This is a genomic window from Paenibacillus wynnii (assembly GCF_030812855.1).
Taxonomy (GTDB): Bacteria; Bacillota; Bacilli; order Paenibacillales; family Paenibacillaceae; genus Paenibacillus_AQ; species Paenibacillus_AQ wynnii_A.
This window is the reverse complement of the sequence record NZ_JAUSTK010000043.1, coordinates 21,242-35,395: the sequence shown is the minus strand read 5'-3', so window position 1 is coordinate 35,395 and position 14,154 is coordinate 21,242. Positions and strand designations below refer to the sequence as shown.

The window sequence follows — 14,154 nt, the reverse complement described above, 5'->3', positions numbered from 1 at the left end:
GACGGAATCAACGACAAGGACGATCCATTCCCGACCGATGCAACGAAACCGGGAACAGTCGGTGGCGAATTGGATACGGATGGCGATGGCATTCCCGACAGCCTAGATCCTGACGACGATAATGATGGCATTCCAGATACCGAGGAAGTCATTAAGGGAACCAATCCGAAAGATCCGGATACGGACAAGGATGGAATCAACGATAAGAACGATCCATTCCCAACCGACCCGACGAAGCCGGGTAACGGTGGTGGCGAATTGGATACGGACGGAGATGGCATTCCAGATAGTCTAGATCCGGACGACGATAACGATGGACTGACGGATGAACAGGAAATCGTGTTAGGCACTGATCCGAAGAAGGCCGATAGTGACAACGACGGAATCAACGACAAGGATGATCCATTCCCGACGGACCCGACGAAGCCATCCTTAAGTAATCTGAATAATGATTATAATAAGTTGGATATCGTCTATGAGGAAGGCGATCATGCGAAGCATGTTTCTAAGACGCTATATCTGTTTGAACAAGGAAATTCAGGGAATACAACGATCACATGGGAATCAAGTCACCCTGATGTTGTTAATGAGGCTGGAAGAGTAGTACAGCCTGGCCCTGATGCCGCAGATATCGAAGTCACATTAACCGCTACAATCCTTGATAAAGAGTCAGGGGAAAAGCGTACCAAAGTATTTAAAGTGACTGTTGTCAGAATGTCAGACGAAGATGCTGTTAGAGATGCAGCCAAGGCGTTAAAGGTAGACAAGGCATTTAAATTCACAGATGGGGATACATGGGAATCTGTTACTAATGAATTCTTCTTGCTCAGTACAGGAAATCATGGAACTAAGATCACATGGACCTCGACCAATACAGATGTTATTAAGCTATCCTACAGAGATAGCGAGGAATATGGTACCGTGAATAGACCTGTAGTCGGCGACAAAAATGTAATTGTTACTGCTACAATATCTAAGGGGACCGCTAGTATCACGAAGAGTTTCCTTTTGGTCGTAACTAACAAGAATATTGTGAAGGAAAAAGCGAATACGCGCCAAGAGACCGGCAGAGCTGCTGATGTAAAGGCGAATTCAAAAGACACGATCCAAACTGAAAGTCTGAGCATACTCAGAACTACTTTGAATAATCATGTCAAGATTGATACCGTCATCGTTGATCCGCTAAAGGTTGAAAGTCTAACGAATTCCTTTAACCCTCAGGATGGAGATATTCAAAAACGAACGGTAACTGTTGAAATTAAGCAGCAAGCAGATGACAAGGCGGACGAAATCGCCATTGAGATCCCTGCTGCAGTAGTATCGGCAATGGCTGACAGAAATGCGCGAATGGATATCCTCACGGATGAAGGTTCAGTCAAATTAAGTCAAGAAGCTTTGAAGGACGCAGCAGATAGGGGTACAGATCTTTATTTCCGTATTGTACCGGTTAAGAACGCGGAAGAGGAATCCGAGGTTAAACATGCAGTGGGCACTGACCCTAAAGTTACTCTGGCAGCTTCAGGGAATCAGGTGAACCTGTTAGGTTTGCCAAGAAAAATTGAAACTAATTTTGGTGGGTTTGTCACAAAAGTGGTGCTTCCATTAAGCGGAATAACAATTCCAACGGAGAATAAACAAGCATTCCTAGACGCTTTAAAGGTGTTCATTGAACATACGGATGGTACGACAGAACTGGTATCATGTACAATTCAATATGAGAATGGTATAGCAAAAGGAATAGAATTTGAGATTTCCAAGTTCAGCCGTTTTCAAATCATAAGCTTCAGCGCTCAGCATGAGCAAGAGAGCAACCCAGGAGGAACAAACACGTCTGGCAGTGGTACGAACACTAATACTAGTGTGACGGACAAAGAACAACCTAATGATCAATCTGGTGCAAGCAATTCAGCGCATAAAGGATACATCTTGGGTTATGCCGATGGAAACTTTAACCCAGATCGCATGATTACTCGTGCGGAAATGGCAACGATTCTGGCTCGCATATGGGGTGTGAATGAAGCACAAGCGTCCTCATCCTATAAAGATGTAGTTTCATCCTATTGGGCTTTACAGTCCATAGCTACAGTAACTGCACAGGGGCTAATGAAAGGTTATTCAGATGGCAGTTTTAAGCCGAATCAGTTAATTACACGTGCGGAAATGGCCATTATTGTATCCCGGTTGCTGGATAGTGTTCAAAGTGCTAATAGCAGCTTCAAAGACATTAATGGACATTGGGCAAAAAATGCGATTGATGAAGCGAAGGCAGCAGGTGTTATTAGCGGGTATATGGATGGAACATTCCGTCCGAATCAGACGCTTACACGTGCGGAAGCAGTTGTGATGATTAACAGACTCCTTGGCAGAGGACCATTGCTTGGAGCACAGCAGAAGTGGAAAGACGTTAGCGATAAGCACTGGGCGTATGGACACATTCAGGAAGCAAGTATGGACCATTCGTTTGAAAAGCAACAATCTAGCGGGGAGCAATATATTCCCGAGGCTTAATTCAGGTTTTTAATTCAAATTGGTTAAAGTCTAACTAGTGAGATCCCTTTTGAAAAATAGTAGCTGTTGCTATTTTTCGAAGGGGATTTTTGTTTGGTAACATAGAGACTTGTATATAGCCTCTCGGAATTAAACAGGGGATTAGAGGTGAAGGTGCTGGAGAAGAAAAGCTTGGTAGTCAGAATGCGGGACAAAAACAGGCTTCATAAGAAACACTCCCATCGCGAGTAGTGGGTTGAAAAAGCCCCCCCTTTCCACGCGATTTTGGAAAAATGGATAAAAAGTCAAGTGTTTTTTTGAAGAAATTCACCACATCCGCCACCTTTTTTCCAATTCTCTGAAGAAACATTATATTTGTACACTCAATCGCTCCCTTCTTGCGAGATTGTTGAGTTCCTGCAATCTGGACATATGATCCCGGATGAGGAACAACAAAAGTACATAACAGAAGTAGGCTTGTTCATTAACAAAATCGGCATTGTTGAGTAGCGTATATATCTAGAGATAGACCGCAACCTTTGAACGAGGGAGGTCTATTTTTTTTGAGACAATGCCAATAACGTGATCTATTCTGCAACTCATCTCTCCAATATTGCAGCTTACTCATCGTCTATTGAATAAGTGTAATTCCAAAAATATACTGTTAATGTAAGCAGCTGCTCGAAATGTACTCATGAATTAAAGGGGGGGCCAAGATGAAAATTACGATTGAGAATATCCCTGACGGAAGTGAGCCTGAAATCATTATTAGGTGCAACGAACCGGACGAATCATTAATGCAGCTTATTTATTCCCTGAAATCATCTTCGAAAATGCTAATCGGATTTACAGATTTACAAACGCACATTATTAATCCTAAGGATGTGTTTTATTTTGAATCCGTGGACAATAAAGTCTTTATTTATTGCCAGGAGAAGGTATTTGAGTCCAGGCTTAAGCTTTACGAGATTGAGATGGATTATGAGAACTGGGATTTTTTTAGAGCTACGAAATCAACCGTTCTGAATATTGGAAAAATAAAATCGGTAAGCCCAATCCTCTATGGAAGATTTGAAGCATTACTGCAAAATCGCGAAAAGGTCTTTATCTCCAGACAGTATGTTCCTGTGCTTAAGAAAAAATTAGGATTATAAGGAGGCTCCAACATGAAGGTCAAAAAATATTTGATGTACCTGTTGAAGGATTTTATTGTATCAAGTGGTTGCTTGATGATCATTACCTTAATAATATTGACACTTACTTCTATTGATACAATTAAAACCTCATTATTATGGCAAATTGTATTAATAGCCTCAGCCTACACTTTTTTTAAAAATTCTTTAGTGAATACGCATGAGCTAGGGAAAAAAACTCAAATGATCACCTTTGGTACTTGTTTTGTATTAGCAGATGTTATGGTGATTTTATGGCTTTGGTTTTTTAGCACCGGCAATAGTATGAATAGCAGCTTACTGGTTGCTTATATTATTGTGATTCTCCTTGTTAAGGGTTTGGTGTATGCCATGATGTATTCAGATGGCCAAAAGGAAGCAAAACAGCTCAATGAAAAGTTAAGCGAGTTTAGAAATGGCTTGAAAAAATAAATGAAAAAATAGTCAGCTAGTTCAATCACGTAGGAATGATGTGTTTTTTGAGATTATGTCGTAAACTAAATGTATACGTAATTTTTTCTGAATGGAGTAGATTCGAATACACGCGCAGGGAAAAGAAGATATAGAGAAGTTGCTGGAACGGGTAACGGGGGAGCTGTTGGGCAATTTATCTGTGGAGAGCATCTATTCGAATGAACCGGTTAGAGTTCGGCGCTTTCCCAAGCCTTGGAAGCTATTGGGGTCAGGGAATTATGCGGCAGTGTTCTTTCATCCGGATTATGCAGACTATGCGGTTAAGGTTTATGCTCCAGGAAGGCCAGGCCTGCAGGAAGAAGCGGAAGTATATAGACGCCTCGGGAATCATCACTCCTACTCCGAATGTTATTACGCGGGATCCAATTTTCTACTATTAAAGAGGCTTAATGGAGTTACATTCTATAATTGTATCAAACGAGGCATTCCCATAACGGATCAGGCCATCGAGGATATTGATTCAGCATTAGAGTATGCACGTTCCCGACAGCTTCACCCCCATGATGTGCACGGCAAAAATGTAATGATTCATAACGGACGCGGCCTAATTGTAGATGTGTCCGATTTTCTCAAGCAGGAAGACTGCAGCATGTGGAAGGATTTCAAAAAAGCATATTACCGTCTGTACCGTCCCATAGCTTCCCGATGGTTATTCCCAGTTCCGGCTATTATGCTGGAGGCCGTTCGTAAGGGATATCAGCTATGGCGGCGGCGCAGGAAGAAATAATACTGTATTCATTCATATATTTAGCAAAAGATTGGAGCCAAGTAATGAACTATCGCAATATAGAAGAATGTGTCAACGATTTAGAAAAGCACGGACATTTGGTTCGGATTCATGAAGAGGTAGATCCTGAGTTGGAAATGGCTGCTATACACATGAAGGTGTTTGAAGCTGGCGGGCCCGCATTATTGTTTGAAAAGGTAAAAGGTTCGAAGTTTCGTGCCGTATCGAACCTTTTTGGGACCGTTGAACGCAGCAAATTTATTTTTCGAGATACTTGGGACAGTGCACAGAGCGTAATCGCTTTGCGCAACAATCCGATGAAAGCTCTTAAAAATCCTTTGAAATACGTAGGGACGGGACTTGCTGCACGAAGAGCCTTACCTTTAAAAGTAATGGGGGGGCTACCTGCTGCCTTTCAGGAAATTAAAATCTCGGATCTCCCGCTCATTAAGCATTGGCCACAGGATGGCGGTGCTTTTGTTACCTTGCCGCAGGTGTACTCGGAAGATCCGGACAAGCCGGGCATAATGAATTCCAATCTAGGGATGTACCGTGTACAACTCAATGGGAATGACTATGAGATGAATAAGGAAGTTGGGATTCACTATCAGATACACCGCGGCATCGGAGTCCATCAGGACAAAGCCAATAAGCAGGGAAAACCTCTTAAAGTAAGCATTTTTATAGGCGGACCGCCGGCAAATACATTGTCAGCCATTATGCCGCTCCCGGAAGGGATGAGTGAGTTGACCTTTGCGGGTCTGCTTTCCGGTCGTCATTTTCGCTACAGCTATGTAGACGGCTTTTGTATCAGTAATGATGCGGATTTTGTAATCACAGGTGAAATTCATCCTGAAGAGACCAAGCCGGAAGGACCCTTCGGCGATCATTTGGGCTATTACAGTCTGACTCATCCTTTTCCGGTAATGAAAGTGCATAAAGTATACGCTAGACAAGGCGCAATATTTCCATTCACAGTAGTCGGTCGACCGCCTCAGGAAGATACGGCATTCGGCGCATTAATTCATGAGCTGACAGGTGATGCGATTCAGCAGGAAATTCCGGGTGTAAAAGAAGTCCACGCCTTAGATGCTGCCGGTGTACATCCCTTGTTGTTTGCGATTGGGAAGGAAAGATATACCCCTTATCAGCAAATAAAACAGCCGGCCGAAATTCTGACCATGGCTAACCGGATTCTAGGGACAGGGCAGTTGAGCTTAGCCAAATATTTATTCATTACGGCCGAAGAGAAGCGGGCTATAAGTACACATCATGTGGAGGATTTCCTGACCTATATCCTGGAGCGGATCGATCTTCGCCGGGACATTCACTTTTATACGAATACGACGATTGATACCCTTGATTATTCAGGTACAGGCTTAAATACGGGTAGTAAGGTTGTTTTTGCAGCCGTTGGAGATGCCAAGAGGGAATTGTGTACCGAGGTTCCGGATATGTTGAAGGAGCTGAAGGAGGTTGCAGATCCTAGATTGGTAATGCCGGGGATCGTAGTACTCCAAGGCTCTAAGTTCACGAATCACACAGAAGCTCAACAGGAAATCGACGCTCTAAGTGCGGCAATTCAGGCACAGGGGCAGCTTTCCTCATGTCCGATGATCATCCTATCTGATGATAGTTCCTTTATTAGTGCGACGCTTGATAATTTTCTATGGGCTACCTTCACACGCAGCAATCCTTCCCATGATATTTATGGGGTGAACAGCTCCTATGAGAACAAGCATTGGGCTTGCGATAATGTGATTATTGACGCACGTGTTAAGCCACATCAGGCCCCACCCTTAATTCCCGATCCAAAGGTGGAAAAGAACATCGAGCGACTGTTTGTTAAAGGTGCTAGCTTAGGCGGTATTCATACTGGCACTTCAAAGCTATAAAAGCTATAAAAGCTAAAAAGCTAAAAAGCTAAAAAGCTAGCCAGCCTCCGGATTATTGGAGACTGGCTAGCTTTATTTTCGAGCCGTAGTGACCTTCTTCAGTAGTTTAAAAGGTATCCGCTGAGCGACCACCAACACTCCATTAATTTGAAGTTATTTAGCAGCAGATACCGACTTGAACCACTCGTTGACTTCTTTCGTGATTTGCTCGCCGCCATTTGTTTTCCAGTTGGCAACAAATTCGTCAAAAGCATCTACAGGCAAATTGCCATATATGATTTTGTTGAAGGTTTCCATCTCTGACTGGCGAAGAAGGTTCCACTTGGAAATCATGGTTGGTGTAGCAGCGCCAGTGAAATAGTTCTGTTTGCGGATGTCTAATTGCGACATAACGACTTTCGCAGCTGCCCAGTTTTCCGGTTTGCGGAATTCAGCCATTTGTTTTTCGTAAGGAGTCTCTGGTGCGTTGCCATCGGCAAGCTTAACCAAAGTCTTCATATACAGATCAGGTATCCGAGCCGGTCCAGTCAAGAAAGGGAATTCATTGGAGAAATCTTTGATTTTCTCTTTGTCGCTGGTCGGTTGTCCATCAATGATGTCCCAATCGTATCCTTTGGCAAACCCATATTCAAATTCACTGCCTACAGCCGGGTTAGCCAGGTTGTCGAGGAGATAGTTGTAATATAGGAAAATAGCTTCTGGATGTTTGGCATCCTTGTTAATCATGATACTCGCATTTACCCCAGAATTTTGCCACTTGGTTCCGATAAGACCATCGGGTCCTGCAGGAATTGGATAGGCTTTGATCTTAGATCCCTTCACATTCTTCAGCAGATCGGGAGCAGGCCAGTCAGGAACCCAGTTTGCTCCTGGCAGAATACCCGCGGTGCCTTTAGTCCAGCTCTCAGCAGATTTGGCTTCATCCCAAAGGGCAGAGTCTGTGTGAATATAACCTTTATTCATCCATTCATTCAGCTTAGCTAATGCTTGCTTAGCACCTGGATTAATGGAACCATACTCAAGGTTGCCATTGGCATCTTTGTTCCATTGTTCCTGAATCGTGCCATAAGCCCCGAATAGCCAATCGAGTGAGCCCATCCAGGTATTCGTATTATTTTTCAAAGAAATCGCAAGCGGAAATACGTCTTTAGGAGCCAATCCGTCAGGGTTTTGGTTCTTAAATTTGTCCATAATATTCTCTAAATCGGCGATGGTTTTAGGAGCCTCAAGATTCAGCTTTTCCATCCAATCTTCCCGGAACCATAACAACGTATCGTCATTATCGGTGTATTCCATGATCGGCATGTTGTATTTCTTGCCATCTCTTGTGAAAGGGTACCATAATTCAGGATGCTGGGTGGCATGGTCCTTAAGAATTTGGTTGGCGTATTTATCAAAGAGTTCGTCAATCGGAATAAATTGGCCGGAATCAATCAATTGATTGGTTAAGACCGCGTTGGTGGGTACGGATACAAAATCTGGCAGCTTTTCACCAGAAGCTATGGCAAGCTGAAGCTTTTGTTTATATTGATCATCATTGGCCGGGTACCACGTATCTTTATGTTTAATACCTAAGGTTTCCAACATCCAACGATCGTGGACGTTATTTTCCTTAGTGTCACCTTGAACGTACTTCTTCGGCATTAATACGGCACTGATCTCAATCGGTGGATCATATTTACCATTAGCGAAAGCCGTATCGGCTTCAGAAGCAGTAGCGCCATTCGTGGCCGTGGCCGTGTTGCCTTTAGGTGCATTCTCATTTGCTGTTCCGCTACAGGCTGTTAGTGTGACGAGTGCCATGATAACGAGGAACAATCCCAACTTTTTAATCTTGACCATTCTTCAATTCCCCCTACTGTGTATGATCTTTACATCTGTAACTTTAACAACCTTTGGGGGAGAGCATCTATATGAGTTTGTTAGTTTTGATAGGACTCTATCATGCTATTTATTCCCGTCCCGATATTCCTGTGGGGTGACTCCGAACTGCCGCTTGAAGACTTTGATGAAATAGGCAGGGTCCATATATCCGATCTCCATGCCGATTTCATACACCTTTTTGGTTGTGGTTTTCAGCTTATGGCAGGCACGTTCCATGCGCAGGCGGGATATATATTCGCTTATTCCTTCTCCGGTTTCGATCTTATAAATTTTGGACAAGTGGGTCGGATGCAGATTGACATGGTCAGCCAGTACACGCAAAGAAACGTCGAGATGTAAGTTTTTATCCGTAAACTCTTGAATTTTCTTCACGTACAAAGAACGGATGTCCTTCACTTCATTGGAGGTACCCTCTTTCAGCTTGCCAAGTGCGCCTAGAGACCATTTTCGAAGCTTACTGATGGTGGTAAAAGCTTCTCCGTTCTGCAGCGGTTCCATATCCGTCCCAAGCAGCTTCACCAAAGTATGTCCGTTGGAGTGGGCGAGATGAGTGTAAGAAGCCGAGATTAGAAATCCAGCCTCCATGCAGTGCTCCCAGGATTCAGGCCATTTGTCATCCAGCTCCGCGAAGACTGCCATCAGCTTGGCTTCCGCCGCATCCCAGTGTCCTGCTTCAAGCAGATTGATTAAAGAGGGAGGCAAATAGAGAGCGTCTAATGGCCCCTGCTCAGTAGATTGTTCCAGATCACTGACTCGCATGACAAATTCACGCTCGTCACCAACAATTTGCCGGAAATAGGCGGAAGCCTGTCGGAAACGATCGGGAAGCTGCTCCGGGAATGGAAACCACTCTGTGATCACAATAGAGAGGGAGCCTTTTAGAAATTGTTTGACCTTATACTGAAGCTGCGAAGAGAGCTTCTCTAGTATGGTTTCTTGTCCAATATCCGTTCCTTGCTCCTTAAGCTGAAGCAAAAACACAAGGTACCCGTGCTCCTCCTTAACCCCCCAGACCTCCATGAATTCACCCAGAATTTCTTCTGCCATATTCATAATTGCATATTCAATCAACGGTTGTCCGTTGTTCTTATACTGACCGAATTCTTCCTCCAACCGGACAAGCATCAAGGAACACTCCCCATAGCTGAAGGGTAATTTGTAATTCCCCAGCTTCCGTTCCCACTCGTCAGCTGAGAGCCGATGACCCTGAAGGGAGTCAAGCAGCAGCTGACCCCGCAGAAGAGGCATGTTCTCTCGCAAGGTGTATTGCGTTTTTTCCAATGAGCTGATGAGTTTCCATTCTGCATTCAATTGATCGATCGCTGTTTTGACAGCGCCGAATAATTCTTGATCGGTAGGAGGCTTAAGCAGATAATCCACCGCTTTATGCTGGACCGCTTTTTTAGCAAATTCAAAATCAGAATGACCGGATAATATAATGCATTTTATTTTTTTATCACGTACACGAACCCGTTCTATCAGCTCTAAGCCTGTCATTTCAGGCATTTGAACATCGGATATGACAATATCAATAGGGTGGGTATCAATAATTTGCAGCGCTTCGGTTGCGGAGTACGCTTTGTGTACGTGTTCGATCCCGAGTGTGTGCCAAGGTTTATTCATGGCTAGATTGTCTACCCAGTGAGCTTCATCGTCTACTATGATCATTTGCATCTTGTATGTCTCCTTGTGGGCTTGGGTAATTGTATAGTTCTTGTCCAGTTGGAATCTCCCAGATGACCTCCGTGCGAAGTCCTCCTAAGGGTGACTTTGTAAAATTCAAATAGGAATGATTTCCGAATTGGTGAACGATCCGCTGATTCGTATTCCAGAGTCCGCAGCCCATTTCTTCTTGTAAGGGTTCCAGCATTTTACGTTTTAATGCTTCTTCTTGTTCGGGGTTTAACCCCGGCCCATCGTCATCAATATATACCCTGCAGAATCCATCTACGATTTCGCCGCTGATCCTGATTTCCCCCGAAGTATAAGACTTTCCTACCCCATGGATGACCGAGTTCTCGACAATAGGCTGAAGCATTAATCTTGGTACGTACTGGGTCTTCATTTCCTCGGAAATATCGATATGATAATCAATTCGGCCATTACGAAGCTTTTGAATATCCAAGTAGTTAACAAGCAGGCGAATTTCTTCGTCTACCGTAGCCGTTTCCCGTTCCATTCGGGTGGTATAGCGGTAATAAGCACTTAGATTATACGCCATAGATACGACGGCTTCCTCATCCTTCATCTGTGCCATATTGATAATATAACCTAGGCAGTTATAGAGGAAATGGGGATTGATTTGGGCCTGCAATTGCTTCAGAGTGGCTTCCCGTGCACGGATTTTTTCGTTGAACACATTTTCTATCAGGTCTTGAATTTGCCGTGACATATCATTGAAACGGTAGAACACAAATGAAAACTCATTGTGGTCCTTCGTGTGAAGCCTCACTGAATAATCACCCCGCTGTACGCGTCGCAAGCCCTTGATTAGCTTCTTGATAGGACGCTGAACATTTCTATACAGTAAGATGGATGATGAGATACCCACAACAAACAGTAGAAACATCGATAAATAGAATAGATTCCGGCTAAAGGATATCGGCTCCAGAATTCGATCAAGTGGGACAACGTCAACCAAATGCCAATCTAGATAGGAGGATTTAACCGAACTGACCAAATAACTTTGGCCCCCCAGTTTAACCACATGCTGTGTTGTACTTTCCGGCGGATGTTCATCCAAATAACGAACAAATTCAGTAGAGAGCTGCTTGTCCGCGCTGCGATTTAGGATCGGAGTGTCCCCTTTATGATAAAAGAACGGATCACCTTGACCTCCTGCTTTGTAAGAATCCAGCATATTCTGAATGTTCTCATAGCTGAAGCTGGCTTCAATCACCAAATTGCTGCCTGTCCACATCCCGGGTTGAGCTAAAGAATCGGTATAAAACCAATAAAAGGCCTTTAATTCGTTAGGAGACTCCGTGCCACCATCCCCGTATGTCCATTTCCCGCTCATATTTCGTTTTAAATAATTCTCATCGTATCCTGTAGATGTACTGTAATTGGAAATGACATCTTTATTCTGCTCGGAATGTACTGCGTATCTTGTAGGCCAAATATCCGTCAATCCGGATTGCTGAACCATTTTTTCTTGAATGATATACCGAGTCTGCATCCGGCCATACCGATCCTCCCAAAGGTTCAAGCCATTGAATTTCCTGACATTCGGATCCTTTGAAAAGGTAAGGCTGAAATCCATCATCTGCTGGATTCGCGAATCCATTTGACTGGATAAAAAGGTAAGCTGCTTCGTGCTGGATGTCAGCAGTTCCTTGCTTACAACCTTGTATGTGACGCTATTTGAATACGTATACAAAATAATAATGGGGATAAATAATACTATAATCAAGCTGTTCATTTTGGCAAAAAGACTAAATCTTGCCCAAGGCATTCCATTTCCAAATGGTAACCATCTACTTAAATTCATCGCTGTCTCCTCCAGACCCTGCCCCTAATAAAACCCTATTCCACCCTAACAATGTTATATAGTCAAACCTTAGAAATGCTTGATACTATTTATAACAGAGATTCTCATTACACACAAAATTATTTTTTGGAACAGGAGAGAGAGCTATGGAAGCTAACGTTGCACAACAGGTGAACCGTGGGAATACGCCGCGCATAAAGAGAAAAAAAAGCTATAAGCAACCATGGATGCTTCATTTTATGGTGCTACCAGCCGCTATTTTGGTTTTTATTTTCTCGTATATCCCCATGTCAGGTGTCCTTATGGCGTTTCAGGATTATAAGCCTGCACTGGGGATAGCAGATTCTCCATGGGTCGGGCTGAAGCATTTTCGATACATGTGGGAAAACGATTATTTCTTACAAATTACTTGGAACACACTGTTTTTTGCTTGCTCCAAGATGGTGATGAACTTGATCATTCCATTTTCCTTCGCTTTATTACTGAATGAGGTCAGGAAGATGACACTTAAAAGAAGCATCCAGACGCTTATATACCTGCCTCACTTTTTATCCTGGGTTACCCTCTCCGGAATTTTGATTGATATTCTGGCCCAGACCGGGCTGATCAACCAGTTCCTATCCAGTACGTTTGGCATCAAGCCGATTTTCTTTCTGGGTGACGGTAATTGGTTCCGGTTTACGGTCATTTTCAGTGATGTGTGGAAGGAATTTGGATTCAATACGATCATCTTTCTAGCCGCGCTATCCGGAATTAATCCATCACTCTATGAAGCTGCCGAGGTAGATGGGGCGGGGCGCTGGAAGCAAACGATGTATATAACCATTCCTTCCCTGATCCCAATCACTATCGTTGTTGCAACTTTGGCATTGGGCAATGTAATGAATGCTAACTTTGATCAGGTGTTTAACCTGTACAGCCCACTGATTTACCAACAAGGAGATATCATTGATACTTTCGTCTACAGAGAAGGTCTACTAAGTGGTCAGTTCAGCTTTGCAACCGCAGTCAATCTGTTTAAATCAGTGATCAGTTTAGTTCTAATTGTTATTTCTTACAGACTCGCATATAGATTTGCTGGGTACAGAATCTTCTAGAAGAGAAAGGATGACAACTTATGTACCACAAAACACTCTCTTATCGGATATTTAGCATTTTCAACAATGTTTTTTTGACTGTTATTTCCATTATTTGCTTACTTCCTTTGTACCACTTACTGATGGTGTCGCTCAGTTCATCCGCTCCCGCCAATGCGGGATTAGTTACCTTTTGGCCCATAGGATTTACCCTTGAGGCGTATACAAAGACGTTTACTAATGACAATTTCCTGACATCCCTATGGGTATCGGTGCAGAGAACCGTTATCGGAACGGGACTTGCTTTAATTGTTAACACCATTGCTGCTTATGCGCTCTCCAAAGAAACACGTGTCTTTCGAGCCCGCAATATCTATCTTTGGTATTTTGTGATCACCATGCTGTTTAACGGTGGACTAATCCCCGGCTACATCCTTATTTTGAAGCTAGGGCTGATGAATTCTTTGATGGCATTGATTCTGCCCGGATTGGTTACCGTCTTCAACGTCATTCTGTTGCTAAATTTCTTCCGTACTGTGCCAAAAGATTTGGAGGAAGCCGCCTTTATTGACGGAGCAGGTCAGTTTCGAACCTTTATCAGTGTCTATTTGCCGATATCCCTGCCAGTCATCGCCACTGTTTCTTTATTCATTATGGTGGGGCATTGGAATGCGTATTTCGACGGTATTATTTATATTCGAGATTCAGATAAGCTCCCGTTGGCCACTTTTATGCAGACGATTATCGTTCAGGCAGACATGTCGAAGCTGGACCTGTCAGCCGTTGCCAATCTATCTCAACGTACCATTCGGGCCTCACAGATCTTTATCGGCGCCCTGCCGATCCTGATGGTCTATCCTTTCTTGCAGCGTTTTTTTGTGACAGGAATTGTGGTTGGCGCTGTTAAAGAGTGAGATTTTGTTGAAAATTTTAGTTCAGTTTTCGGCTC

At 43.5% G+C, this 14,154-nt stretch carries 10 protein-coding genes; 7 read left to right on the top strand and 3 right to left on the bottom strand.

The features are described from left to right. From J2T20_RS24360 to J2T20_RS24340, 5 genes are all read left to right on the top strand, one after another. Positions 1-2,508: S-layer homology domain-containing protein (locus J2T20_RS24360; protein WP_307592405.1), on the top strand; the 2,508-nt coding region annotated here is incomplete at its 5' end. A gap of 695 nt (positions 2,509-3,203) precedes the next feature. Further along, positions 3,204-3,641 (top strand): LytTR family DNA-binding domain-containing protein, encoded by a 438-nt coding sequence (locus J2T20_RS24355; RefSeq protein ID WP_307592403.1) that lies wholly within the window; start codon positions 3,204-3,206, stop codon positions 3,639-3,641. Between the two features lie 12 nt (positions 3,642-3,653). Continuing rightward, positions 3,654-4,091, top strand: coding sequence for a hypothetical protein (locus J2T20_RS24350; RefSeq protein ID WP_307592401.1), 438 nt, complete (start codon positions 3,654-3,656; stop codon positions 4,089-4,091). A 130-nt stretch (positions 4,092-4,221) separates the two neighbouring features. Next, positions 4,222-4,860 (top strand): serine/threonine protein kinase, encoded by a 639-nt coding sequence (locus tag J2T20_RS24345; protein ID WP_307592407.1) that lies wholly within the window; start codon positions 4,222-4,224, stop codon positions 4,858-4,860. A gap of 44 nt (positions 4,861-4,904) precedes the next feature. Next, positions 4,905-6,755 (top strand): UbiD family decarboxylase, encoded by a 1,851-nt coding sequence (locus tag J2T20_RS24340; protein WP_307592400.1) that lies wholly within the window; start codon positions 4,905-4,907, stop codon positions 6,753-6,755. Positions 6,756-6,908: 153 nt separating this feature from the next. Here the strand turns inward: J2T20_RS24340 and J2T20_RS24335 are convergent, their stop codons facing one another. From J2T20_RS24335 to J2T20_RS24325, 3 genes are all read right to left on the bottom strand, one after another. Continuing rightward, on the bottom strand, positions 6,909-8,597 hold the full coding sequence (locus J2T20_RS24335; RefSeq protein ID WP_307592398.1) for an extracellular solute-binding protein: 1,689 nt from the start codon (positions 8,595-8,597) through the stop codon (positions 6,909-6,911). 105 nt (positions 8,598-8,702) lie between these two features. After that, positions 8,703-10,313, bottom strand: a complete 1,611-nt coding sequence (locus J2T20_RS24330) for a response regulator transcription factor (RefSeq protein ID WP_307592396.1) — start codon at positions 10,311-10,313, stop codon at positions 8,703-8,705. Further along, positions 10,288-12,129: a sensor histidine kinase gene (locus J2T20_RS24325; RefSeq protein WP_307592394.1), complete on the bottom strand. Its 1,842-nt coding sequence runs from the start codon at positions 12,127-12,129 to the stop codon at positions 10,288-10,290. The genes J2T20_RS24330 and J2T20_RS24325 overlap by 26 nt, the downstream gene beginning before the upstream one ends. A 146-nt stretch (positions 12,130-12,275) precedes the next feature. Here J2T20_RS24325 and J2T20_RS24320 point away from each other — a divergent pair, with 146 nt between their 5' ends. Beyond that, the gene (locus tag J2T20_RS24320) at positions 12,276-13,226 is read left to right on the top strand and encodes an ABC transporter permease (RefSeq protein WP_307592392.1); all 951 of its coding nucleotides are present in this window, start codon (positions 12,276-12,278) and stop codon (positions 13,224-13,226) included. A 20-nt stretch (positions 13,227-13,246) separates the two neighbouring features. Further along, positions 13,247-14,119 carry a carbohydrate ABC transporter permease gene (locus J2T20_RS24315; RefSeq protein WP_307592390.1) on the top strand — a complete coding sequence of 291 codons (873 nt, stop codon included), beginning with the start codon at positions 13,247-13,249 and terminating at the stop codon, positions 14,117-14,119. The last annotated feature ends 35 nt before the right edge of the window (positions 14,120-14,154 follow it).